Source organism: Pseudomonas sp. RIT288, assembly GCF_000631985.1.
In the GTDB taxonomy this organism is placed as follows: Bacteria; Pseudomonadota; Gammaproteobacteria; order Pseudomonadales; family Pseudomonadaceae; genus Aquipseudomonas.
In genome coordinates this window covers 51855-75862 of sequence record NZ_JFYN01000044.1, presented here as the reverse complement: position 1 = coordinate 75862, position 24008 = coordinate 51855, and the positions used below count along the sequence as shown (strand labels likewise).

Annotated in this window: 19 protein-coding genes; 12 read left to right on the top strand and 7 right to left on the bottom strand. The window is 61.4% G+C overall.

From position 1 onward, the window contains the following. Nucleotides 1–11: 11 nt before the first annotated feature. Complete coding sequence (gene trxA, locus BW33_RS27085; protein WP_047602506.1) at nucleotides 12–884, top strand: thioredoxin; 873 nt, start codon at nucleotides 12–14, stop codon at nucleotides 882–884. Nucleotides 885–980: 96 nt separating this feature from the next. Here the strand turns inward: trxA and BW33_RS27080 are convergent, their stop codons facing one another. Continuing rightward, nucleotides 981–1334 (bottom strand): hypothetical protein, encoded by a 354-nt coding sequence (locus BW33_RS27080; RefSeq protein WP_047602505.1) that lies wholly within the window; start codon nucleotides 1332–1334, stop codon nucleotides 981–983. 135 nt (nucleotides 1335–1469) lie between these two features. Here BW33_RS27080 and BW33_RS27075 point away from each other — a divergent pair, with 135 nt between their 5' ends. The 5 genes from BW33_RS27075 (at nucleotide 1470) to BW33_RS27055 (ending at nucleotide 5615) form a co-directional block, all read left to right on the top strand. Next, nucleotides 1470–2072: a DUF2796 domain-containing protein gene (locus BW33_RS27075; protein WP_047602504.1), complete on the top strand. Its 603-nt coding sequence runs from the start codon at nucleotides 1470–1472 to the stop codon at nucleotides 2070–2072. Nucleotides 2073–2213: 141 nt separating this feature from the next. Then, nucleotides 2214–2924 (top strand): ABC transporter ATP-binding protein, encoded by a 711-nt coding sequence (locus BW33_RS27070; RefSeq protein ID WP_007966120.1) that lies wholly within the window; start codon nucleotides 2214–2216, stop codon nucleotides 2922–2924. A 1-nt stretch (nucleotide 2925) separates the two neighbouring features. Beyond that, nucleotides 2926–4191 (top strand): ABC transporter permease, encoded by a 1266-nt coding sequence (locus tag BW33_RS27065; protein WP_047602503.1) that lies wholly within the window; start codon nucleotides 2926–2928, stop codon nucleotides 4189–4191. Between the two features lie 11 nt (nucleotides 4192–4202). After that, complete coding sequence (locus tag BW33_RS27060) at nucleotides 4203–4721, top strand: DUF3299 domain-containing protein (protein WP_047602639.1); 519 nt, start codon at nucleotides 4203–4205, stop codon at nucleotides 4719–4721. 195 nt (nucleotides 4722–4916) lie between these two features. After that, on the top strand, nucleotides 4917–5615 hold the full coding sequence (locus BW33_RS27055) for an OmpW/AlkL family protein (RefSeq protein ID WP_041074487.1): 699 nt from the start codon (nucleotides 4917–4919) through the stop codon (nucleotides 5613–5615). 246 nt (nucleotides 5616–5861) lie between these two features. Here the strand turns inward: BW33_RS27055 and BW33_RS27050 are convergent, their stop codons facing one another. Continuing rightward, nucleotides 5862–6791, bottom strand: coding sequence for an NAD-dependent epimerase/dehydratase family protein (locus BW33_RS27050; RefSeq protein ID WP_047602502.1), 930 nt, complete (start codon nucleotides 6789–6791; stop codon nucleotides 5862–5864). Next, a complete protein-coding gene (locus BW33_RS27045; protein WP_047602501.1) occupies nucleotides 6784–7668 on the bottom strand; it encodes a sugar nucleotide-binding protein in 885 nt (294 codons plus the stop codon). The genes BW33_RS27050 and BW33_RS27045 overlap by 8 nt, the downstream gene beginning before the upstream one ends. Before the next feature lie 281 nt (nucleotides 7669–7949). Between BW33_RS27045 and BW33_RS27040 the strand changes: the two genes are divergently transcribed. Then, nucleotides 7950–12383: a DEAD/DEAH box helicase gene (locus tag BW33_RS27040; RefSeq protein WP_047602500.1), complete on the top strand. Its 4434-nt coding sequence runs from the start codon at nucleotides 7950–7952 to the stop codon at nucleotides 12381–12383. 116 nt (nucleotides 12384–12499) lie between these two features. Here BW33_RS27040 and BW33_RS27035 read toward each other — a convergent pair whose 3' ends face one another. Then, nucleotides 12500–14593: a mechanosensitive ion channel family protein gene (locus BW33_RS27035; RefSeq protein WP_047602499.1), complete on the bottom strand. Its 2094-nt coding sequence runs from the start codon at nucleotides 14591–14593 to the stop codon at nucleotides 12500–12502. Nucleotides 14594–14921: 328 nt separating this feature from the next. Here BW33_RS27035 and BW33_RS27030 point away from each other — a divergent pair, with 328 nt between their 5' ends. The 5 genes from BW33_RS27030 (at nucleotide 14922) to BW33_RS27010 (ending at nucleotide 20287) form a co-directional block, all read left to right on the top strand. Further along, entirely contained in the window at nucleotides 14922–16124 is a 1203-nt protein-coding gene (locus BW33_RS27030; protein ID WP_047602498.1) for an MFS transporter, read from the top strand. A 200-nt stretch (nucleotides 16125–16324) separates the two neighbouring features. After that, complete coding sequence (locus BW33_RS27025; RefSeq protein WP_047602497.1) at nucleotides 16325–17251, top strand: DUF72 domain-containing protein; 927 nt, start codon at nucleotides 16325–16327, stop codon at nucleotides 17249–17251. After that, nucleotides 17248–18045 (top strand): endonuclease/exonuclease/phosphatase family protein, encoded by a 798-nt coding sequence (locus BW33_RS27020; protein ID WP_047602496.1) that lies wholly within the window; start codon nucleotides 17248–17250, stop codon nucleotides 18043–18045. Before BW33_RS27025 ends, BW33_RS27020 begins: the two co-directional genes overlap by 4 nt. Then, nucleotides 18042–19316: a cardiolipin synthase ClsB gene (gene clsB, locus BW33_RS27015; protein ID WP_047602493.1), complete on the top strand. Its 1275-nt coding sequence runs from the start codon at nucleotides 18042–18044 to the stop codon at nucleotides 19314–19316. The genes BW33_RS27020 and clsB overlap by 4 nt, the downstream gene beginning before the upstream one ends. Continuing rightward, complete coding sequence (locus BW33_RS27010) at nucleotides 19313–20287, top strand: lysylphosphatidylglycerol synthase domain-containing protein (RefSeq protein ID WP_047602492.1); 975 nt, start codon at nucleotides 19313–19315, stop codon at nucleotides 20285–20287. Before clsB ends, BW33_RS27010 begins: the two co-directional genes overlap by 4 nt. Before the next feature lie 113 nt (nucleotides 20288–20400). Here BW33_RS27010 and BW33_RS27005 read toward each other — a convergent pair whose 3' ends face one another. The 3 genes from BW33_RS27005 to BW33_RS26995 all read right to left on the bottom strand — a co-directional run bounded on the left by BW33_RS27005 (nucleotide 20401) and on the right by BW33_RS26995 (nucleotide 23972). Further along, nucleotides 20401–21159, bottom strand: coding sequence for an alpha/beta hydrolase family protein (locus BW33_RS27005; RefSeq protein ID WP_047602490.1), 759 nt, complete (start codon nucleotides 21157–21159; stop codon nucleotides 20401–20403). Further along, nucleotides 21149–22258, bottom strand: coding sequence for a DUF3182 family protein (locus BW33_RS27000; protein WP_047602489.1), 1110 nt, complete (start codon nucleotides 22256–22258; stop codon nucleotides 21149–21151). Before BW33_RS27000 ends, BW33_RS27005 begins: the two co-directional genes overlap by 11 nt. Before the next feature lie 175 nt (nucleotides 22259–22433). Continuing rightward, a complete protein-coding gene (locus BW33_RS26995) occupies nucleotides 22434–23972 on the bottom strand; it encodes a hypothetical protein (protein ID WP_052032771.1) in 1539 nt (512 codons plus the stop codon). Between the last annotated feature and the right edge of the window lie 36 nt (nucleotides 23973–24008).

Below are 24008 nucleotides of genomic sequence, written 5' to 3'. Positions count from 1 at the left end.
CGAGATTCCCCATGAGTCAGCAAACGCCGTACATCTTCGACGCCACGACTGCCGATTTCGACCAGTCGGTGATCGAAGCTTCCTTCAACAAACCGGTGCTGGTGGATTTCTGGGCCGAATGGTGTGCGCCGTGCAAGGCGTTGATGCCGATGCTGCAAGGCATTGCCGAGAGCTATCAGGGCGAACTGCTGCTGGCCAAGGTCAACTGCGACATCGAGCAGGACATCGTCGCCCGCTTCGGCATTCGCAGCCTGCCGACCGTGGTGCTGTTCAAGGACGGCCAACCGGTCGACGGTTTTGCCGGTGCGCAACCGGAATCCGCCGTGCGCGCCCTGCTTGAGCCGCATGTGCAGATGCCACCGCCGGCCGCCGCCGATCCGTTCGAACAGGCTCAGGCGCTGTTCGATGAAGGTCGTTACGCTGAAGCAGAAGCCGCGCTGGTGGTCATGCTCACCGAAGACAACAGCAACGCCAAGGCGCTGATCCTCTACGCCCGCTGCCTGACCGAGCGCGGCGAACTGGGCGAAGCGCAAACCGTGCTCGACGCAGTCAAGAGCGATGAACACAAGGCTGCACTGGCCGGGGCCAAGGCGCAGATCAAGTTCCTCGGTCTGGCCCGCGACCTGCCGGATGCCGCCGACCTCAAGGCGCGTCTGGCCAAAGATCCGCAGGACGACGAAGCGGTGTATCAACTGGCGATCCAGCAATTGGCTCGTCAGCAATACGAAGCGGCGCTGGAGGCGTTGCTCAAGCTGTTCATCCGGAACCGCAGTTATGGCGAAGGGTTGCCGCACAAGACATTGCTGCAGGTGTTCGAACTGCTGGGCAACGATCATCCGCTGGTGACCGCTTACCGCCGTAAAGTGTTCGCAGCGCTTTATTAAGATCAAAAGATCGCAGCCTGCGGCAGCTCCTACAGGTTCATCCATATTTTGCGGATGAACCTGTAGGAGCTGCCGCAGGCTGCGATCTTTTTCGTTTCACTCGATCCAGCTGTAAAGCGGCGTATCCCCGCCACTCACCACTTTTACATCCGAACTGTGGCGCAAGCGCACGAGCAGGCGCTTGCCCGCCGACGCGCTGCCGGTCAGCCCCTCAAGCTGCTCCAGCAAATCCGGCCCGCTGAGCTGCCCGGCCTTGCGCAACAGATCCTGCGCAACCTGCCACAACGCATCGTCCTGATTCAGCGGTTTGGCTGCAGGGGCAACCGCCATCTCCGGCTGAGCCGGCGACTGCACATTCAGAGCCGAACCGAGCTTCACCCAATCGCTGTCATCCAGCTCCACCGTCAAATCCACCGGCATCGCGCCGACGGTTCCGCGTATCCGCAACATCTGCTTCGCTCCTGCACATTTCTGTCCTGCATGCTCCCACGGGACTTGTGCAACGCCAAGCGCACGGGCAAACTCTGCGGGCTTTCGTTATAAGATTACATAACAAACTCTTCACTTTACTTTCCGGAGACCGCCATGCGTCGTCTGCTGCTCGCTTTGCCGTTTGCCCTGTTGCCGCTGGCCATCGCCCACGCCGCCGATGAGCACGATCATGACCACGAGCACGGCAGTCTCGGTGCCCACGAACATGGCGTCGGCCGACTGAACGCCGCACTCGACGGCCAGACTCTGGAGCTGGAACTGGAAAGCCCGGCGATGAACCTGGTGGGCTTCGAACATGCCGCCACCTCCGACGCCGACAAGGCCAAGGTCGCCGCCGCCCGCGCCAAACTGGAAAACCCGCTGGTGCTGTTCAACCTGCCGGCCGCTGCTGGTTGCAAGGTCACCGGCCAGGAACTGGAAAGCCCGCTGTTCGGCGACAAGCCGGCTGCCGACGAGCATGACGATGATGATCACGACGAAGATGCCAAGGGCGGTGAAGCGCATCACCACGATCACAGCGAAATCCACGCGCACTATCAATTCAGTTGCGCTGCACCGGGTGCCTTGAAGACCCTGGATCTGGCGAACCTCTTCAATACCTTCCCGGCCACTCAGAAAATTCAGGTACAACTGATCGGCCCGAGCGGCCAGCAGGGTACGGAAGTGACCGCCAAGGCGGCTGCCCTGAAATTCTGATTTTCTGAAATATCCCCTGTAGGAGCTGACGAGTGAAACGAGGCTGCGATCGTTTGATCTTGCTTTTAACGAACAAGATCAAAAGATCGCAGCCTGCGGCAGCTCCTGCACGGGCCCGTGTTCAACCATGAAACTGGTGCCATGACCCAAGCACTCATCGAACTGTCCGACCTGGGCTTCAACTGGCCCGGTCACCCGCCGCTGCTGGACATCCCGGCGTTTCGCCTGGAGCCGGGCGAAACCCTGTTCCTCAAAGGCCCCAGCGGCAGTGGCAAGACCACCCTGCTCGGCCTGCTCGGTGGCGTGCAGAAACCCGGGCGCGGCAGCATCCGCCTGCTCGGCCAGGAGCTGACCGAACTCGGTGCCGGCGCCCGCGACCGCTTTCGCGTCGATCACACCGGCTACATCTTCCAGCAATTCAACCTGCTGCCGTTTCTCTCGGTACGCGAGAACGTCGAGTTGCCGTGCCACTTCTCCAAACTGCGTGCCGAGCGGGCGAAACAGCGTCACGGCAGCGTCGATCAGGCTGCAGCCACCCTGCTCGCTCACCTGGGTTTGAAGGATGAAAGCATCCTCGGTCGTCGTGCCGATTCGCTGTCGATCGGTCAGCAACAACGGGTCGCCGCCGCTCGTGCGTTGATCGGCCAACCGGAACTGGTGATCGCCGACGAACCGACCTCGGCGCTGGATTACGATGCTCGGGAAAACTTCATTCGTCTGCTGTTCGCCGAATGCCGCGAGGCCGGTTCGAGCCTGTTGTTCGTCAGTCACGACCAGAGCCTGGCACCGCTGTTCGACCGTCATCTGTCCCTGGCCGAGCTCAATCGCGCCGCCACGTCTGCCGAGGTCTGAGATGTATCTGTTTCGTCTGGCCATGGCCAGCCTGGCCAACCGCCGCTTTACCGCCCTGCTCACCGCGTTCGCGATTGCCCTGTCGGTGTGCCTGTTGCTCGCCGTCGAGCGCGTGCGCACCGAAGCCAAAGCCAGTTTCGCCAGCACCATCAGCGGCACCGACCTGATCGTCGGTGCCCGTTCCGGTTCGGTGAACCTGCTGCTGTACTCGGTGTTTCGCATCGGCAACGCGACCAACAACATCCGTTGGGACAGCTTCGAACACTTCGCCAGCAACCCGAAAGTGAAGTGGGCAATCCCGATGTCCCTCGGCGACTCCCATCGCGGCTACCGAGTGATGGGCACCACCCAAGCCTATTTCGAGCATTACCAGTACGGCCGCCAGCAACACCTGGAACTGGCCGACGGCCGTGCCTTCGCCACCGATCCGTTCGAAGTGGTGCTCGGTGCTGAAGTCGCCGAAGCCCTGCATTACAAGCTCGGCGACCAACTGGTGCTGGCCCACGGCGTGGCGGCGATCAGTCTGGTCAAGCACGACGACAAACCGTTCACCGTGGTCGGCATTCTCAAGCGTACCGGCACGCCGGTGGATCGCACGCTGCACATCAGCCTCGGCGGCATGGAAGCAATCCACATCGATTGGCACAACGGCGTGCCGGCGCGCGGCAATGGAAGAATCAGTGCTGATCAGGCACGCAACATGGACCTGACGCCACAGGCGATCACCGCGTTCATGCTTGGCCTCAACAGCAAGATTTCCACCTTCGCCCTGCAACGCGAAATCAACGAATACCGCGGTGAGCCGATGCTGGCGATCCTGCCGGGCGTGGCCTTGCAGGAATTGTGGAGCCTGATGAGCACGGCGGAAAAAGCCTTGTTCGTGGTCTCGCTGTTCGTGGTGCTGACTGGGTTGATCGGCATGCTCACGGCGATTCTTACCAGCCTCAACGAGCGTCGCCGCGAGATGGCAATTCTGCGTTCGGTCGGCGCGCGGCCGTGGCACATCGCGAGTCTGCTGGTGCTGGAAGCCTTCGCGCTGGCGCTGACCGGCGTAATCGCCGGGCTGGCGTTGCTGTATATCGGCATCGCCGCCGCGCAGGGCTATGTGCAGGCCAATTACGGTTTGTATCTGCCGCTGGCGTGGCCGAGCGAGTATGAATGGACGCTGCTCGGTGGCATTCTGGCGGCCGCGCTGCTGATGGGCAGCGTGCCGGCCTGGCGGGCGTATCGCCAATCCCTGGCCGATGGCCTGTCGATCCGTTTATGAGGATGTTCACCATGCCCCGCGCCGTGCTCGCGCTGCTGTTGCTGGTTGCCATGCCCGTGTGGGCAGCGGCGCCGAAAGACCTGACTTGGTCGGAGATGATCCCGCCGGACGCCGCGCCGGAAGTGCCGAACATGACGCCGCTGCACGACATGTCGAAGATGAGTGATGCGCTCTCGGCCGAGTCGGCGCCTGCCGCCAAGCAGGACATGCCCAACGCGCCGGTGGTGCAGAGTCTCGACGGGCAGAACATCCGCCTGCCAGGGTACATCGTACCGCTGGAAGTGAACGAGGAAGGACGCACCACGGACTTCCTGCTGGTGCCGTACTTCGGCGCCTGCATCCATGTGCCGCCACCGCCATCGAACCAGATCGTGCATGTGAAAAGCGAGTTGGGCGTGAAGCTCGACGAGCTGTATCAGCCGTACTGGGTCGAAGGACCGCTGCAGGTCAAGGCGTCCACCAGCGAACTGGCCGATGCCGGGTATCAGATGGCAGCGGACAAGATTTATGTGTATGAGCTGCCGGAGTGAATTCCGGCAGTTTTAAAGTCAAAAGATCGCAGCCTTCGGCAGCTCCTACAGTTGAAATGCGATCCCCTGTAGGAGCTGCCGAAGGCTGCGATCTTTTGGAGCCATCACTGTTTCATTGAGCTGAGTCAAAAGACCGTATCAGTTGGCTTCGTACCATAGGACATCAGACACTTTTAACGTCCTTTTGGAGCTCCCATGAACAAGTCCTTGCTCAGCGCTTCGCTGTTTGCAGTCGCGCTCGCAGCCCCGCTCGCCCACGCCCACGAAGCCGGCGACATCATCGTTCGCGCCGGTGCGATCACCGTCAACCCGAAGGCCGACAGCTCCAGCGTCAAGGTCGATCAGGGTCCGTTGAGCGGCACCAACCTGGGCGGCAAGGCGACCATGAGCAGCGACACCCAACTGGGTCTGAACTTCGCCTACATGCTGACCAACAACATCGGTATCGAGTTGCTGGCGGCCTCGCCATTCGAGCATGACGTAAAAATCAAAGGCACCGCGCTGCCAGCCGCCAACGGCAAACTCGGCACTTTGAAACACCTGCCGCCCACCCTCAGCGTCGTGTACTACCCGCTGGATGCGAAATCACCATTCCAGCCGTACATCGGCGGCGGCATCAACTACACCTGGATCTACGACGAGCACGTCGGCAGCGAAGCCCAGTCCAACGGCTTCAGCAACTTCAAGGCGAAAAACTCCTGGGGCCTGGCCTGGCAGGTCGGCGCTGACTACATGCTGACCGACAACATCATGCTCAACGCCCAGGTGCGCTACATCGACATCGATACTCGCGCCACCGTCGAGAACAACGCGGTCGCGCCGGGCACCCGTGCCAAGGTGAATGTTGATGTCGATCCGTTTGTGTACATGGTGGGTCTGGGCTACAAGTTCTAAGCAACATTCGAACATTCGCGTGGTGGTGAATGCGGGCTAATGTGGCGAGGGAGCTTGCTCCCGCTGGGCTGCGAAGCAGCCCTGAACAAGGCAAAAGCGGTGCTTCAGAAAAACCGCGTTGACTGAATTTGCGACTGCTGCGCAGCGGGAGCAAGCTCCCTCGCCACAGGGATTGCACCGAGCGTCAAAGCAATACCCCGCCCACAAAAAAGGCGCCTGCAAAGGCGCCTTTTTTGTTTTTTCGATTTAGCGTCCCAGCAGCCGCGCCAGCCCCACACGCATCGGCGTCGGCTCTGGCAGCTTGAAGCGTTGCAGCAAACGCGCGTTGTTCGCCCGCGAATGACGGATGTCGCCGGAGCGCGCCGGGCCGTAGCTGACCGGGGGCAGCTCGCCGACCACTTCCTCCAGCGCTTGCAGCATCTGCTTGAGGTTCATCGCCTGGTTCCAGCCGACGTTCATCGCGCCCACTTCCACTTCAGGCTTGTCGATCGCCTGCACCAGCACATCGACCAGATCCTCGACATAGAGGAAATCTCGGGTTTGCTCGCCATCGCCGAACACGGTGATCGGCAGGCCTTTCTGTGCCCGCTCGCTGAAGATGCTGATGACCCCGGAGTACGGCGAGGAAGGATCCTGGCGCGGGCCGAAGATGTTGAAGAAGCGGAAGATCACCGGCTCCAGGCCATGCTGGCGACGGTAAAAATCGAAGTAGTGTTCGCCGGCCAGTTTGTCCGAGGCATACGGGGTCAGCGGGGCTTTTGGCGTGTCTTCGTCGATTGACTCGCCTTCACCGTTGTTGCCGTACACTGCTGCACTCGACGCGTAGAGCACACGTTTGACCCCGGCCTGGCGCATGGCTTCGCAGACATTCAGGGTACCGATGAAATTGCTTTGATGCGTCTTCACCGGATCATCCACCGACGCCTGCACCGAGGCCACCGCCGCCAAGTGGGCGACAGCGCTGCAGCCGTGCATGGCCTGCGCGACCAGCGCGGCATCGGCGACGTCACCGACGATCAGTTCGACCTGCGGGTTGTCCAGCGGCAGGTTGGCGCGTTTGCCGGTCGACAGATCATCGAGAATCCGCACCGAGTGGCCCGCAGCGAGCAACGCATCCGTCAGGTGCGAGCCGATGAAACCGGCGCCGCCGGTGATTAAAACAGGGCCTTCAGCCATGACGATAAAACCTATCCAGTAAAGCCGGGAGTGCGGCGCGCCAGGCGCGGGGCTTGATCCCGAAAGTGTGCAGAATTTTCTTGCAGGCGAGTACCGCGTGTTGCGGTTCCTCGGCGGCGTCCGGCCGCGCGGCGTGGGCCTGAGCGGTCGGTGCTTCGATTGCCAACTGATGCAGGCCGCGCGCTTCGGTCAGAATCGCCTGACCGAGCGCCAGCGGCGTGGTCGCTTCGTGGCCGGCGTAATGATAAGTGCCCCACAGCGGCGCCGCGCAATCGAGTTGTTTGAGCACCGAAATGATCACCCGTGCCGCGTCATCCACCGGGGTCGGATTGCCCCGGCGATCATCGGCCATGAGCAATTCGTCCGGTTGTTCGGCGCGAGCGAGGAAGCGCCCGAGGGTGCCTTCGGGGCTGTCATCAAGCAGCCAGCCGAAGCGCAGCAACACGTGTTGCGGGCAAGTGGCGCGAACACTTTGCTCGATGCGCCACAGCGCCTGACCACGCAGGCCCAGCGGCACCGGCTCGTCCTTTTCGCTGTAGGCGGTCGCCCGCGAACCGTCGAACACCCGATAGCTGGAAGGCTGCACGAGGATGATGTTGTGGTGCTGGCACAACTCGGCCAGCCTTTCGATGGCGCGCTCCTGACCGGCCAGACGGTTTTCGCTGACGGTCTCGGCCTGGAACCAGTCGAAATAGTAGGCGAGGTTGATCAACGCATCCGGACGGGTATCGTCGAGCAGTTGCGTCAGGCTCGCGGCATCCCAGCCGTCTTCTGGCGGGCGGGGGGCGAGGAAACCGATGTCTTCTTCCGCACCGAGGCGAATCAGCGCCTGCCCAAGGGCATTTCCGCCGCCCAGTAACATAAGGCGCATTCGCATAGAGTCAGCAGGCCCAGTCTGATTGGAACGATGGCTTTAGCGACGGTGCTGGTGACACCGTCATCGATAATTGCCGGAATCGTTGCATTTTGCGGGTTTAGTGCGCAACCGTCACCCGTAAAGTGTAGATCGCCGGGAATTGTGCTGAATCTACTGGCCCCATCGCGAGCAGGCTCGCATTCCCCTGCAGGAGTGAGCCTGCTCGCGATGAAGCCCTGTCAGCCACTGGAGATCCCGAGCGGTACTTGCATCTTGCCGCCCCCACCCGCATAACTTGAGCCATGAATCTGCCCATCCCCAAGGACGCGGCACTGGCAGGCTTTCACCCCGCCGTCAGCGCCTGGTTCAGCAGCACCTTCCCGACGGTCACCGCCGCCCAGGCCCGCGCATGGCCGTTGATCCGCCAGCGCCGCTCGACGCTGATTGCCGCGCCCACCGGCTCCGGTAAAACCCTCACCGCGTTCCTTGCGGTGCTTGACGACCTCGTCCACCGAGGCCTGGAAAACCCTGAAGGCCTGCGGGACGAAACCCTGGTGGTCTACGTTTCGCCACTCAAGGCGTTGTCCAACGACATCCGCATCAACCTGCAGAACCCGTTGGCGGGGATCACCGAGCAGTTGCGCCAGATGGGCCTGCCCGAATTGCAGATCACCACCGCCGTACGCACCGGCGACACTCCGCAAAAAGACCGCGCAGCCATGCGCAAAAGTGCGCCGCACATTCTGGTGACCACCCCGGAATCGCTCTACGTGCTGCTCGGCTCCGAGTCCGGACGCAAAATGCTCGGCAGCACACGCACGGTGATCATCGACGAGATCCACGCCATCGCTGCCGGCAAACGCGGCAGTCATCTGGCGCTGAGCCTCGAACGCCTGCAGGCGCTGTGTGCCGAACCATTGACCCGCATCGGCTTGTCCGCCACGCAAAAGCCGATCGATGCCGTGGCGCGGTTTCTGGTCGGCACTGATCGCCCCTGCGAGATCATCGACATCGGCCACGCCCGGCCACGGAATCTGGGCATCGAAGTGCCGCCGGTGCCGTTGTCGGCTGTGATGGCCAACGATGTCTGGGAATTGGTTTATGACCGCCTCGCCGAACTGGCCCGCGAACACCGCACCACGCTGATTTTCGTCAACACCCGACGCTTGGCCGAACGCCTTAGCCGCCACCTCAGCGAGCGCCTCGGCAAACACGCGGTGGCCGCGCACCACGGCAGCCTGGCCAAGGAATTCCGCCTCGACGCCGAACAGCGGCTCAAGCGCGGCGAACTGCAAGTGCTGATCGCCACGGCCTCACTGGAATTGGGCATTGATATCGGCGAAGTCGATCTGGTCTGTCAGATCGCCTCGCCGCGTTCGATTGCCGGGTTTCTGCAAAGAGTCGGTCGCTCCGGGCACCAGGTCGGCGGCACGCCCAAGGGCCGCTTGTTCGCGACCACCCGCGACGACCTGATCGAATGCGCCGCCCTGCTCGACTGCGTGCGCCGTGGCGAACTCGACACCCTGCACATCCCCAAGGCGCCGCTGGATGTACTGGCGCAGCAGATCATCGCCGAAGTCAGTTGCCGCGAATGGGCGGAAGATGCGCTGCTGGCACTGTTTCGCAAAGCCTCGCCATACCGCGATCTCGACGAAAAACACTATCAGGCGCTGCTGACGATGCTCGCCGAAGGCTATAACGGTCGTCAGGGCATCCGCAGCGCCTACCTGCACCGCGACGCCGTCAGCCGTACTCTGCGCGGCCGTCGCGGCGCGCAACTGACCGCCGTGACCAGCGGCGGCACCATCCCCGACAACGCCGACTACAGCGTGCTGCTGGAGCCGCAGGGCCTGAGCATCGGCAGCGTCAACGAAGACTTTGCCGTGGAAAGCATCGCGGGTGATGTGTTCCAGCTCGGCAATACTTCCTACCGAATCCTGCGGGTGGAAACCGGCAAGGTGCGGGTCGAGGATGCCCAAGGCCAGCCGCCGACCATTCCGTTCTGGCTCGGCGAAGCACCGGGGCGCAGCGATGAATTGTCTGCGGCGGTGGCGCGCCTGCAAGCGACCCTCGACGATCTGCTCGGCGCCCACCCCGGCGATCTGCAACCGGCGCTCGACTGGCTGACCGCAAGCCTCGGCCTGAACCGCGCCAGCGCCGAACAACTGGTGGACTATCTCGCCCGCGCTCGCCTGACCCTCGGCGCCCTGCCCTCGCAGGACACGCTGCTGATGGAGCGGTTTTTCGACGAGTCCGGCGGCACCCAGTTGATCATCCATTCACCGTTCGGCAGCCGCATCAACCGTGCCTGGGGCCTGGCCCTGCGCAAGCGTTTCTGCCGCACGTTCAATTTCGAGTTGCAAGCTGCCGCCAGCGAAGACGCGATCGTCCTGTCTCTGTCCACCAGCCATAGTTTTGAACTGGATGACGTCTGGCGTTACCTGCACAGCAACAGCGCCGAGCACATCCTGATTCAGGCGATTCTCGACGCGCCATTGTTCGGCGTGCGCTGGCGCTGGAATGCCGGGGTGGCGCTGGCGTTGCCGCGTTTTACCGGCGGGCGCAAAGTCGCGCCGCAGTTGCAGCGGATGAAAAGTGAAGACCTGATTGCCAGCGTGTTTCCCGATCAGATCGCCTGCCTGGAAAACCTCGCCGGCGAGCGGGAAGTCCCTGAACATCCGCTGGTGGAACAGACCCTCGACGATTGCCTGCACGAGGCCATGGACAGCGACGGCTGGCTCAATCTGCTGCGGCGCATGGAGCGCGGCGAGGTGCAGTTGATCAGCCGCGATCTGCCGGCGCCGTCACCGCTGGCGGCAGAAATTCTCAGCGCGCGGCCTTACACCTTTCTCGACGATGCGCCGCTGGAAGAACGCCGCACCCAAGCGGTGATCAACCGGCGCTGGAGCGATCCGCAGTCCACCGACGATCTCGGTGCGCTGGACGCCGACGCCATCAACGCGGTGCGCGAGGAAGCGTGGCCGACGCCGGCCAACGTCGATGAAATGCACGAGGCGCTGATGAGCCTGGCCTGCATCAGCGACCTTGAAGTTCAGGCTGGCGAACACTGGCGCGAATGGCTTGACGCGCTGACTGCGAGCGGTCGCGCCTGCCGCTTGGCCGTTGCGCAAGTAACGGCAAAAGAAAAGCTTCGCGAGCAGGCTCGCTCCCACATTCAACCGCGTTCCGCCAGTTGGAACACAGTCAACTGTGGGAGCGAGCCTGCTCGCGAAGACGGCCTCACAGTCGCTCCACATCCACAGCCTGGCTCGTTGTGGCTGGCACGTGAACGCCTGACGTGCCTGTTGGCGCTTTATCCACAGGCCACGTTGCAACCGCCGCAAGCAGCGCTGCCCGGGTTCAATGATGTCTGGACGTTCGATGACGCATTGATCGAAGTGATCCGCGCCCGACTCGGCGCCTTCGGTCCGCTGCCGTTAGCCGCCATTGCCGAACCACTCGCGTTGCCGATACCGCAGGTCAATCAGGCCCTCGCGCAACTGGAGCGCGAAGGCTATGTGCTGCGCGGTCATTTCACCCCGGGTGTGGCCGTTGAGGAATGGTGCGAGCGGCATCTGCTGGCGCGCATTCATCGCTACACCGTCAAGCGTTTGCGCCGGGAAATCGAGCCGGTAGCACTGCAGGATTTCATGCGATTTCTGTTCGACTGGCAACATCTGTCCCCCGCTACGCGCGGTCAGGGCAGCACGGTGTTGCCGGCGATTGTCGGCCAGTTCGAAGGTTACCCGGCAGCGGCTTCGGCGTGGGACCGCGACATTCTTCCAACGCGCCTGAAAGACTATTCACCGAGCTGGCTGGATGACCTGTGCCGCAACGGCAAACTGGTGTGGACGCGCCTCAGTGCCCGGCAGAAAGTCAGCGGCACGGCGTTGCGCAGTACGCCGATTGTGCTGTTGCCGCGCAGTCAGGTCGGGTTGTGGAGTGGATTGGCCGAGCAGACGCCGGTCAGTGAACTGTCAGCGAAAACGCAAAAGGTCTACGAGGCGCTGAGTCAGCACGGCGCGTTGTTTTTCGATGAGTTGATTCACGAGGCGCACCTGCTGCGCACCGAGCTGGAAATCGCCCTGCAGGAACTGGTCGGTGCCGGTCTGGTGAACGCCGACAGCTTCGCCGGTTTGCGCGCCCTGATCACCCCGGCGAGCAAGCGCCAGCAACGCAGCAGTCGTCGCGGGCGCGGAGCGTTTGTCGGCGGCATGGACGATGCCGGTCGCTGGGCGTTGTTGCGGCGCGGTCCACTGCTGGAAAGCGGCCAGATGGCGTCAGCAGAAACCCTCGAACATGTCGCCATGACGTTGCTGCGCCGCTATGGCGTAGTGTTCTGGCGCCTGCTGGAGCGCGAGGCGGATTGGCTGCCGAGCTGGCGCGAATTACTGCGCACGTTTCATCGGCTGGAGGCCCGTGGCGAGATTCGCGGCGGGCGCTTTGTCAGTGGCCTGGCGGGGGAACAGTTTGCCTTGCCCGAGGCGATTCCGTTGCTGCGGGAGGTTCGGCGGCGAGCGCATGACGGCAGTTTGATCACGGTGTGCGGAGTGGATCCGTTGAACCTGGCCGGGACGTTGTTGCCGGGGGCAAAAGTGCCGGCACTGGCGAGTAATCGGCTGGTGTATCGCGATGGCGTGCCGGTTGCTGCAGAGATTGCCGGCAAGCAACAGTTTTGGCTGGAGCTGGATCAGATCTGCATGGAGCAGGTGCGCAGCAAGCTGATCCGGCATTGATGTCGATTGTTTTGGCGCTATCGCGAGCGGGCTCACTCCTACTTTGGACTGCGTTCCCCCCTGTAGGAGTGAGCCTGCTCGCGATGAGGCCGGTACTACCAACACCAAACCTGAAATCAAGTCCGCGATTCCTGCGGCACCTCGCTCGCCACCAGCGCCCCCTCACCCTGCCGCTTGGGCAACAAAACCTGCTGTGGATAAGTCTGCGCAAAATGCACGTCAGGGCTGTTATCCACAAGCTTTTTCAAACGCTGGTTGAACGCCCGGCTCACCGCATATTGCCCGCCCGACACGGTACGGAATTGCGCGGTCAGCACCACGCCGTTCAAGTCCATCCTGTCCACCCCGAACACATCCAGCGGCCCTTGCAGGTTGTACTTGAGGAACGGGTCTTCACGGATCGAATCACCAGTCTCGCGGATCAGCTCGATGGCCTTGTCGACATCGGTGTCGTAGGTGAACTGCACCGAGAAAAACGCATAGGCGAACTGCCGTGACTGGTTGGTCACAGCCTTGATCTGGCCGAACGGCACCGAGTGTACAAACCCCTTGCCGTCACGCAGGCGCAGGGTGCGGATGGTCAGGCCCTCGACCGTGCCGGCATGCCCGGAATCGAGCACCACCCAGTCGCCGATCGACAGGGTGTCTTCGATGATGATGAACAGCCCGGTGATCACGTCCTGCACCAGTTGCTGCGAACCGAAACCGATCGCCAGACCGACCACCCCGGCACCGGCCAACAGTGGCGCAACGTTGATGCCGAGGTTGGCCATGGTGGTGATCGCGCAGATCACCACCAGGATGATTTTGATCGCGTTGCGCAGCAGCGGCAGGATAGTTTTCACCCGGGTGCTGGGCTGACGCGACGAGCGTTTGCTCACCGGTGGTTTCAATGCTTCCTGAATCGCCGTGTCGAGCACCACCCACAACAGCCACGTGACGAGGAAGATCAGGCCGATGCTGCTCAACGCATTGCTGATCGCCCGGCCAATCGTGCTGCTCTGGGCGAAGTCGAGCAGTGAAACGCCCCAGATCCGTCCGAGAATGTCGATGAAGGCAATCGCAATGACAATCCGCAGCAAGGCGTGCAACAGGCTGAGAAAGCGTTCCTTGTAAGCGCTGCTGCGCTGGATCGCTTCGGCTTTTCGCGACTTGAACACGTGTTGGAGGATGGTGCTGAGGAACACCGTGCCGATCAGCAGCACGGTGGTGAACAGCGCACAACGCAGGGCCTTTTGATTGTCTTCGCCGATACCGATCAGATTGACCGCCGAAACCAGCACCATCAGCACAATCGGCCAATACCAGAGCCCGGAAAAAATCCGCAGCGACTCCTGCAGCGACGGCTGTTTCAGACGTTGCGCCAGCGGTCGGTTACGAATCAGATGCGCCACCGGCCGACGCAGGCGAATCACCAGCAGACCGAAGATGATCGAGGCGATCAGCCCGGTGAACACCGCGACGCTGCTGGTGATGTTACCGCCCAACTGACGGGCGATCTGTGGGCTGGTCAACGCATCACTGAGGGCGGCGAGAAAACCGATCAGGAACAGCGGTTTCGGGCAGTAGTCGCGGATGATCCGCGCGGCCGACCGTTTGTGCCCGACGTTGAACATCACCACCACGCACAAAAGCATCGAGGTGGAGAAAATCCCGCTGCTGGTGGCGTAGGCAAAACACAGCGCCAGCGCCCGCCCAACCGAGGCCTGCAGAAAGTGGCTGACGTACAGCGTCAGCGGCAGGCAGATCAGCGCTGGCAGCGTGTACGGCAGCAAGTACCCGACCAAGTCCTGACTGCGCTGGCGGGTACGCAACCAACGCCCCTGACTCAGCCGCTTGGCCAGCAGGCTGCCGAGCACCGTAAGCAACGCGAAGGCGCCAAGCCACACGCCGGACAGCGTCAGGAAATCCCCGGCGACACTCCAGCCGGATCGGTTCGACGGCTGGTTGACCAGCTTGTCGACCTCATCCGCCGCGCGATCGGCACGCAGCCGCCAAGCGTCGACCAAGTGTTCGTTGAGATCGAGCTTGTCCTGCACGTCGTCGATGCTCGAACTGATCGCACCGAGCAAACCACCCTGCACAATCGGCTCGGGTTTGGCCGGTTCTTCAGCAGCGGCCGGAAGGCCCGGCAGCGCCGCGGCTTCGAGTTCGCTGGTGCCGAGCATCAGCAGCGCTCCCAGCAGAATGACGATCCTGAACTTGATCAAAACTCCGATCCCTCTTGGCTGAACCTGTAAGGAACTGATCGGTGAATGGCGGACAAGTTCGGTTTTTGCCTCATTAACCCTTCCCCTGTGGCGAGGGGATTCATCCCCGATCGGCTGCGCAGCAGTCGTAAACATCTGCCTTCACACCCTTTGGAACCGGTTGGGGTTGCTTCGCAACCCATCGGGGATAAATCCCCTCATCACAGGGTTCACAGCACTCCGTGGATATTTGCGTCAGCAGCAAATATCAAATGCCCAACCCTGTATTTTTCCGCACAACCCAAACCCCGACACTGCGCTCCATTCAAACCTCTACCGGAGTGCTGTCATGCCCATTGCCTTGCTCGCGCTGACCCTCAGCGCATTCGCCATCGGGACGACCGAGTTCGTCATCGTTGGCCTGTTACCCACCATTGGCGCCGATCTCGGCGTCAGCCTGCCGTCCGCCGGGCTGCTGGTCAGTCTGTATGCGCTGGGTGTTGCCATTGGCGCGCCGGTGCTGACCGCCCTCACCGGCAAAGTCCCGCGCAAATTGTTGCTACTGTCGCTGATGGTGCTGTTCACCCTCGGCAACCTGCTGGCCTGGATGGCGCCGAGTTATGAATCGCTGGTGCTGGCGCGGATCGTCACGGGTCTGGCGCACGGGGTGTTCTTCTCCATCGGCTCGACCATCGCCACCAGCCTGGTGCCCAAGGAAAAAGCTGCCAGTGCGATCGCGATCATGTTCACCGGTCTCACCGTGGCCCTGGTCACCGGCGTACCGCTGGGCACATTCATCGGTCAGCATTTCGGCTGGCGCGAAACCTTCCTCGCCGTTTCGGCGCTGGGTGTGATCGCCTTCATCGGCAGCCTGCTGTACGTGCCGAACAACATCACCCATAGCAAACCGGCGTCCTTGCTGCAGCAACTGCAAGTGCTGAAACAACCGCGTCTGCTGCTGGTGTACGCCATGACCGCGATCGGTTACGGCGGCTCGTTCATCGCCTTCACCTTCCTCGCGCCGATCCTGCAGGACATCTCCGGCTTCAGCGCCAGCACTGTCAGCCTGGTGTTGCTGGTTTACGGCGTGTCGGTGGCGGTCGGCAATATCTGGGGCGGCAAACTGGCAGACAAACGCGGGCCGATCAGCGCCCTGAAAATCATCTTCGCTCTGCTGGCGGCGGTGCTGTTCGTGCTGACCTTCACCGCCGGCAATCCTTGGCTGGCGCTGGCCACGGTGCTGGTATGGGGCGCGGTGGCGTTCGGCAACGTGCCGGGGCTGCAAGTGTATGTGGTGCGTCAGGCTGAACATCACACGCCGCAGGCAGTGGATGTGGCATCGGGACTGAACATTGCTGCGTTCAACCTCGGAATTGCCGGCGGTGCATGGGGCGGTGGCCTGATCGTCGAACATCTGGGCCTGATTCACACGGCGTGGATCGGCGGGCTGGTGGTGTTGCTGGCGCTGGCGCTGACCGCGTGGAGCGGGCGACTGGATCGCCTCGGCCCGGCCTATGCTGAAAGCACTTCGCGAGTCGTCACCGGCCACTGATCAAATATCTGTCTCAATGATATCCCTCTGTAGGAGCTGCCGGAGGCTGCGATCTTTTGATCTTGAAAGGCAACATCAAAAGATCGCAGCCTCCGGCAGCTCCTACAGACTACCGTCCGTAACGCCACCGAAACTTTCCCGAACCGCCCGCAGTCATCAGCAGACACAGGCTGTACGAGGACTGACAACGGGAGGGCGGCATGACAACGATTCACATCGGTATTTCCGGCTGGCGCTACGCTCCGTGGCGCGGGGATTTCTACCCGAAAGGACTGACGCAGAAGCGCGAACTGCAATTCGCTTCGCGGGCGGTCAACAGCATCGAAATCAATGGATCGTTCTACGCCCTGCAACGGCCCGAACGTTACGCCCAGTGGTACAGCGAAACGCCCGACGACTTCGTGTTCAGCGTCAAGGCGCCGCGTTTCATCACCCACGTCCGGCGTTTGCGCGAGATCGAAAAACCGCTGGCGAATTTCTTCGCCTCCGGGGTGCTGGAGCTCAAGGACAAGCTCGGGCCGATCCTCTGGCAGTTTCCGCCGAACTTCAAATTCGATCCCGGGCGCTTCGAACACTTTCTTGCCTTGTTGCCCCACGACACTGCAGCGGCCGCCGCCCTCGCCCGTCAGCACGACTCGCACCTGCACGGCCACGCCAGCCTCAAAGCCTGGCGCAAAAAACCGTTGCGTCATGCCGTGGAAGTGCGCAACGACACGTTCATCGACCCCGACTTCGTGCGCTTGTTGAAACGCTACAACACCGCCCTGGTGATCGCCGACACCGCCGGCAAATGGCCGTACCGCGAAGACCTCACCAGCGATTTCGTTTACCTGCGTCTGCACGGCGCCGAAGAGCTGTACGCCAGCGGCTACACCGAATCGGCGTTGCAGAACTGGGCCGAACGCATCGACGCCTGGCACCACGGTCAGCAGCCCGGCGATGCACATCTGATCGCGCCGCGCCTCAAGCCGCGGGCGCGCAAATCCCGCGAAGTGTTCTGCTATTTCGACAACGACATCAAAGTTCGCGCGCCCTACGACGCGCGCAGTTTGCTCCACCGATTCGAGCTGGATAAAACGCTCGCCACCACCCCCGGCGAACCGGCTGCCGAAGGGGTGTTGGCATGAGTATTCCAGAGCCGGTCGGGTTCACCGACGAGCAGACCAGCGTTGAAGTGTCGGTGCGCCGCTTCACTGTGTTGACGGTCAACACGCACAAAGGCTTCACCGCCCTCAATCGCCGTTTCATCCTCCCGGAGTTGCGCGAAGCGGTGCGTAGCGTGGCGGCCGACGTGGTGTTTTTGCAGGAAGTCCACGGCACCCACGAACATCATCCCAAGCGCTACAGCAACTGGCCGACGATGCCGCAATACGAGTTCCTCGCCGACAGTCTGTGGCCGCAGTTCGCCTATGGGCGCAACGCGGTGTACCCGGAGGGCGATCACGGCAATGCGTTGCTGTCGAAGTTCCAGATCATCCGCCACGACAACCTCGACGTCTCGATCAGCGGCCACGAGAACCGCGGGCTGCTGCATTGCGTGCTGCGCATGCCGGGCGATGGCGTCGAGGTGCATGCGATCTGTGTGCATCTGGGCCTGCGCGAAAGCCATCGCAATGCGCAATTGAAACTGCTCGGCGAGCGTCTGGCGGAGCTGCCGGTTGACGCGCCGGTGATCGTCGCCGGTGACTTCAACGACTGGCGCCAGCGCGCCGATGCACTGCTTGAACCCTGCGGTCTGCGCGAGGTGTTCGCCGAGCATCACGGCAAACCGGCGCGCAGCTTTCCGGCGCGCCTGCCGACGCTGCGGCTCGATCGTATTTACGTACGCAACCTCAAGGCCAGCCAGCCGAAAGTCCTGGCCAACCGGCCCTGGTCACACCTTTCCGACCACGTCCCGTTATCGGTGGAGATCGAACTATGAGCAGCGCACCGCTGGAGAAATCCGCCGTGGAACCGATCAGCATCAACCCGCCGGTGCGCGAACCCGGGCATGTTGATGTCGAGTACGGCTGGCAGGGCAACAACCGTGTCGAGTTGCTGGAAAACGGCGAGGAGTATTTCCCCCGAGTGTTCGACGCCATGCGTGCGGCAAAGAGTGAAATTCTGCTGGAGACCTTCATCGTTTTCGAAGACAAGGTCGGCGCAGAGTTGCAGCAGATTTTGATCGACGCCGCCCGGCGCGGCGTGCGCACCACCGTCAGCCTTGACGGTTTTGGTTGCGGCGAGTTGACCACCGCTTATCTCGCGGCACTGAGCGATGCGGGTGTGCACCTGCAGATGTTTGACCCGGCGCCCAAACACCTGGGTTTTCGTACCAACTGGTTCCGCCGCCTGCACCGCAAGATCGTGGTGGTCGACGGACTGATCGCGTTCATTGGCGGGATCAACTTCTCCGGCGATCACCTGGCCGATTTCGGCCCCGAGGCGAAACAGGATTATGCGGTGCAGATTCAGGGGCCGGCGGTCGCTGACATCCATCATTTCGCCCTGCTGCAAAGTGGTCGGCCGGGGCGCGCGCGGTTCTGGTGGCAACGTCGGCGCCAGCGCCGGGCGGACATGGCCTTCAGTGACCACGACGGGCAGGTACGTCTGGTGTTTCGTGATAACGATCAGCATCACACCGACATCGAAGATGTGTACTTGCACGCATTGCGCCGGGCCAAACGCCGGGTGGTGATCGCCAACGCCTATTTCTTCCCCGGCTACCGCCTGCTGCGCGAGATTCGCAATGCTGCGCGCCGTGGCGTCGAGGTGCGGCTGATCCTGCAAGGTCAACCGGACATGCTGGTGGCCAAACTGGCAGCGCGCATGACCTACGACTATCTGCTCAAGGCCGGGGTGCAAATCCACGAATATTGCCAGCGCCCGCTGCACGGCAAAGTCGCGCTGGTGGACGAGGAATGGAGCACCGTCGGCTCGAGCAATCTCGACCCGCTGAGCCTGTCACTGAACCTGGAAGCCAACGTGCTGATCCGCGATCGCGCGTTCAATCAGCATCTGTTTCAGCGCCTGGATGACCTGAGCCAGAATCACTGCAAAGCGATGGACGCGAGCATTTCGCCGCGTGGACGGATCTGGCACATGACCGTGGGGTTTCTGGTGTTTCACTTTTTACGGCATTTTCCGGCGATGGCCGGTTGGTTACCGGCGCACAAACCGCGGCTCAAGCCATTTCGGGGGCACACGTCATGAGCCATTCCCAAGCGCAAGCGGCACCCGCTGTGCATTCCCGATGGAGTCGCTGGAAGCGCCCGCTGACGCTGCTGTTTTTCCTCGCGTTGATTGTGTTGCTGACGATGTTCGCCACCCGCATCGAATGGGCGGAAGTCCTGCAAACCCTGGCCGACTTCAAGGTGCGCACGCTGATCATTGCCGCCAGCCTGACCCTGCTGAGCTTTCTCACCTACGCCAGTTTCGACCTGATCGGACGCACCTACATTCGCCAGGACCTGACCTGGAAACAGATCCTCCCGGTGGGGATCATCAGCTATGCGTTCAACCTCAATCTCAGCGCCTGGGTCGGCGGGATTGCCATGCGCTATCGGCTGTATTCGCGCTTGGGGGTGAGCAAAAGCAACATCGCCAAGATTCTCGGTCTGAGCCTGGCCACCAACTGGTTCGGTTACATGACGATTGCCGGCGTGGTGTTCAGCAGCGGCCTGGTGAGCATGCCGCCGGGCTGGAAAATCAGCAGTGGCGCATTGCAAGGCATCGGCGTGCTGTTGCTGCTGTTGAGTGCCGGTTACCTCGCCGCGTGCCAATTCTCCAAGCGCCGCGAGTGGTCGATTCGCGGGGTGGAAATCAACCTGCCGTCACTGCGCATGGCTGTGCTGCAGTTGCTGCTCGGTGCATTGAACTGGTCGCTGATGGCGGCGGTGATTTTCACTCTGTTGCCGAGCAAACTGGATTATCCGTTGGTGCTCGGCGTGCTGTTGATCAGCGCGATTGCCGGGGTGATCACGCACATTCCGGCAGGGCTCGGGGTGTTGGAAGCGGTGTTCGTCGCGCTGCTGCAGCATGAGGCTTCGCGGGGCAGTCTGGTGGCGGGGTTGCTGGCGTATCGGGCGATTTACTTTCTGCTGCCGTTACTGATTACGGTGGTGATGTATTTGCTGGTGGAGGCCAAGGCCAAGGCGTTGCGGATCGAGAAGAAACCTTCCTGACTTTGCTGTGAAACTGAAAAGGCTATCGCAAGCAGGCTCACTCCTACAGGGGCGCACGTCGCACATTGTAGGAGTGAGCCTGCTCGCGATGGCGGCCGAAAGGGCGCCAAAGATTATGTTGCCTGAATAATGCTCAACCGCTCACCGACCACCATCTCGGTAATCCAGTCCACCAGAATCGAGGTATAGGCCTGCTGCGAAACCGGCTCGCTCAAGGCATGGTCGGCGCCGTCGATAATCCGGTGCGTCAGCGAATGCGTCTGCTGACAGGCGGCGCGGTAACTCATGATCGTCGCGTGGGGCACGTAGTCGTCGGTTTCCGATTCCACCAGCAACACATCCCCGGTGAACTGCGAACAGGCGTGCAGCGCACGGTTACTGTCGGCCCGCACCAACGTCGCCCGATAGTCGCGCAGATCGGCCTTGTCCAGTTCGCGCTTGGGCGTGTGCCATTGCTCGTCGCGATACAGCGCCGGCACTCGCAGCGCCAGCCAGCGCACCGGACGCAACGAAGTGAGGATCGAAGCGAGGTAACCGCCATAACTGGTGCCGACCACCGCAATCGCCGAGGTGTCGAGCGCCGGGTGCGCGAGCAGGCGGTCGTAGGCTGCGAGCAGGTCACGCAGGTTGTCTTCGCGCGTCACCCGCGTCAGCGGAATGCCGGTGCCACCGGTGTGCCCGCGCAGGTCGAAGGTCAGGCATACACAACCGAGACCGGCGATGCCCTTGGCGCGCTCAAGATCACGTTCCTGGCTACCGCCCCAACCGTGCACAAACAACACGCCGGGGACTTTCGATTTTGGACTGAGAAACGTCCCGCTCATCTGTTCGTCATCAATGTCGATCTGAATGCTTTCGCTTCTAGCCGTCATAGGATTTGACCGTTACGTATTTGAGAAGGAAGTCGCTGTTCTCTGCCGGCCCGCGATAGATTTCGATGGCATCGGCCGGCAGGGTCTGATCGGTGTAGGTCTCCACCGTCGACACGCGGATCGCGGGCATCTGCGGATCATTGACGAAGCTTTGCAGCGCGGCCAGTTCCGCGCCGCTGGCACCGCCCATGCGCCAGGATTGTTCGAGTACCCCGCTGCGGGGGTTGCCATTGCTGTCCAGGCCCTGAGCGATGTCGTAATTGCGGCGTGAGGCGTAGAACCCCGGGTAGGCCTCGTCTGCCGCCCGGTCAAAAATCTGCGCCTGCTCGATGGCCAGCCGCACATCGTCCGGCAAGTCCAGCGCCAGCAGATCGGCGTAACCGCCCTGCACCACCAACAGATTCGAACCGCCGTAGACGTCTTCACCGTGAGCATCCTGGGTCAAGTATTGATCACCGCAGTAGCTCAGCACTTTGTCGCCGATGAATGACTGGCCGACGCTGTGGGTGAAAACCTTGCTCAAGTCCTGCTCCAGCACCACGCCATCGCGGAACAGCTCGGCAGCCTCCGCACGGGCGAGCACTTCATCGAACGCGTCGAGGCTGTTGATAACTTCCTGGCCGCGACCGGCGCAGGCGTGAATCGGCTTCAGGCGGATCGGCCCGCTGTACAGCAGATGTTCGGCAGCGGGTCGCGCGTCTTCCACGGCAAACACCGTCAAGCCGTCGAGCACCACATCGCGCACGCGCTCAGAAAACAGCGGCGCCCAGCCCTGCGGCGCGTGGGCCAGATGACTACGCAGGCCGTGGCTGATGGCTTTGGTGCAGATGAAATCGTGTTCGACGAATCCGCCCCACAAATCGTCCGCGCTTTTGATGCCCAGGGCCTGCGCCTGTCTGGCGCCGACAATGGTTTGCGTGGGCAGCCAGTACAGGTCACGACCGCGGTGTTTTTCCGGGTCGTAGCTGCCAGCAAATTTGAGCCCGAGAATTTGCGCCAGCCAACGGGCCAGCGCCTTGTTGGTCTGCACTTCGTGTTGCGGCGCATCAGTGCGCACCGAGTGTGCGACGACGATTTTTCTGCGGGGTGTCGGGGTCATGCGTCCCCCTTCCAGCGACTCAATGGATTCAGCGGTAAGCGGTGCAGAGATCAGGCCAAGCAGTATCAGAATGAAAACGTCATGAAATCAGTTGCTTGCTCAAAAGATAATGGCATCACGCCTTGTAGATTTTGCACGACTGGGCTTATTTGCCCGGCATTTTGCACGAATTCGATCAAGGAACAGTGTTGCCAGGTGCCTTCGCGGCAACCGGTGCCGCCGGTGCTGGTGGTTTTGCAGCCGGGTCAATCACCGTGTAGGAAAGCGTCTGCACTTGATTGCCACTACCCGTGCCATAAATCGCGACCATCTGGTACTGACCCGCCGTTATTTTTTTCGGATCAACCGTAAAACATGTGTTGTTGGGCGTACCCAAGGCAACTTTCTGAATATCTGGAGCAACGATTTCCTTCGGAAAGGCATTTTCGCTCAAGCGATAAAACTGCGCGTTACTGACTTTCACTGTCGCTGGATGCGCCAGGCAATACCGGTCAGTGGTGATCGTCGGCGCGAACTCGCCTTTGTCGTTGACTGGTAAAACGAACGACAGCGCAGCGCGGCTTTGCAACTCCTTGGCCCGGGCTGCGTCCAGCGCGTCCTTCGCCAACTTATAGTCGGAGCTCTCAAGTCCGCTCACCGAGCTTTTCTTGTTCAGGTTCTGAATGGCCTCTTCGGCCGTCGCCAGTAAACGACGTTTTTCCCAGAGAGCCGCATCGCCTCCCTTGACCACGGAAAAGCTTAGCCAGGTCTTGTCGGTAAAAATATTGGTCTTGCCGCCAGTCTCACTGACGACCTGCTGATTGTAGTGTTTGATGTTTTCCGGATTGATCGGACTCAAGGCATCCTGGTCCGGGGTGTCGGTCAGCCCTCGGCGCAAGGCAACAGGAATCGCGAGCACTGCATCACCGGCCCATGCCACCGGATTGTAAGAGTGACCATCATGGGTCAAATAACCAAAGCAGTTCCCAAGTGAGCAACGTTCCTGATTGATCAAGACATAGTTGCCAGGCGCCAGCGGAATAAAGTTGCCTTGACCCACCTGACCGGTATCACCCACCAGATCGAAATCGATCTGCATGACGACATCATCCTTGTTCAGGCTCAGCAGGCTTTTGGCGACTTCCCTGGCAAAGGTGATTTCCGCTGCCGTGACCGGGTTTGCCAAGGAAAGTGTCTGGCTGGCGGAGCTGATGAAGTCAAGAAAGGCCGCCGAGTTGGCGTTCTCGCCCTGGTCATACTCGAGAACAGTCAAACGCACATTGACGTGATCTGACTCGAGCTTCTTCGGTCCGTATAGCAATTTTCCGACAAAGGGCGTTCCCGACTGATCAGCGACTCCCAGATACGGCCCCAGGACTTTGCTTACCGTGTCGGTTTTTGTTCCAGAATTCACTTCCGTAAACTCTGCGACCACCACCACTTCGTTTACACCGTCGTAATCACGCAGGTATTTGAAGTACCCATCGGTGAGATAAATAGCGAAGACGTCCTGTTGCGCCAGACTGTCCTTCACGGCTTTTTTTATCGCAGTGTCTCGGGTGGACGGATCATAGATGTTGATCAATTCCTGAGCAGAGTTGTCGCCATTGGCAGCGTTCTTGGCCCGATACAGATGTGCCTTTCCAGTAGGCACTGCACACCCGACAATCAATGCCGTGCTGACAGCCGACAACGCTGCCGCCCTGAAAAACCTGGCAAAGGGAATGGTCGACATGGGTTCGTCCTTGGATGCGTAGGGGCATTGACAATA

Bases quoted from the DNA above. Each gene is read 5' to 3' on its own strand.
- trxA (WP_047602506.1), top strand. From the start codon at position 12: ATGAGTCAGCAAACGCCGTACATCTTCGACGCCACGACTGCCGATTTC.
- BW33_RS27080 (WP_047602505.1), bottom strand. From the start codon at position 1,334: ATGTTGCGGATACGCGGAACCGTCGGCGCGATGCCGGTGGATTTGACG.
- BW33_RS27075 (WP_047602504.1), top strand. From the start codon at position 1,470: ATGCGTCGTCTGCTGCTCGCTTTGCCGTTTGCCCTGTTGCCGCTGGCC.
- BW33_RS27070 (WP_007966120.1), top strand. From the start codon at position 2,214: ATGACCCAAGCACTCATCGAACTGTCCGACCTGGGCTTCAACTGGCCC.
- BW33_RS27065 (WP_047602503.1), top strand. From the start codon at position 2,926: ATGTATCTGTTTCGTCTGGCCATGGCCAGCCTGGCCAACCGCCGCTTT.
- BW33_RS27060 (WP_047602639.1), top strand. From the start codon at position 4,203: ATGCCCCGCGCCGTGCTCGCGCTGCTGTTGCTGGTTGCCATGCCCGTG.
- BW33_RS27055 (WP_041074487.1), top strand. From the start codon at position 4,917: ATGAACAAGTCCTTGCTCAGCGCTTCGCTGTTTGCAGTCGCGCTCGCA.
- BW33_RS27050 (WP_047602502.1), bottom strand. From the start codon at position 6,791: ATGGCTGAAGGCCCTGTTTTAATCACCGGCGGCGCCGGTTTCATCGGC.
- BW33_RS27045 (WP_047602501.1), bottom strand. From the start codon at position 7,668: ATGCGAATGCGCCTTATGTTACTGGGCGGCGGAAATGCCCTTGGGCAG.
- BW33_RS27040 (WP_047602500.1), top strand. From the start codon at position 7,950: ATGAATCTGCCCATCCCCAAGGACGCGGCACTGGCAGGCTTTCACCCC.
- BW33_RS27030 (WP_047602498.1), top strand. From the start codon at position 14,922: ATGCCCATTGCCTTGCTCGCGCTGACCCTCAGCGCATTCGCCATCGGG.
- BW33_RS27025 (WP_047602497.1), top strand. From the start codon at position 16,325: ATGACAACGATTCACATCGGTATTTCCGGCTGGCGCTACGCTCCGTGG.
- BW33_RS27020 (WP_047602496.1), top strand. From the start codon at position 17,248: ATGAGTATTCCAGAGCCGGTCGGGTTCACCGACGAGCAGACCAGCGTT.
- clsB (WP_047602493.1), top strand. From the start codon at position 18,042: ATGAGCAGCGCACCGCTGGAGAAATCCGCCGTGGAACCGATCAGCATC.
- BW33_RS27010 (WP_047602492.1), top strand. From the start codon at position 19,313: ATGAGCCATTCCCAAGCGCAAGCGGCACCCGCTGTGCATTCCCGATGG.
- BW33_RS27005 (WP_047602490.1), bottom strand. From the start codon at position 21,159: ATGACGGCTAGAAGCGAAAGCATTCAGATCGACATTGATGACGAACAG.
- BW33_RS27000 (WP_047602489.1), bottom strand. From the start codon at position 22,258: ATGACCCCGACACCCCGCAGAAAAATCGTCGTCGCACACTCGGTGCGC.
- BW33_RS26995 (WP_052032771.1), bottom strand. From the start codon at position 23,972: ATGTCGACCATTCCCTTTGCCAGGTTTTTCAGGGCGGCAGCGTTGTCG.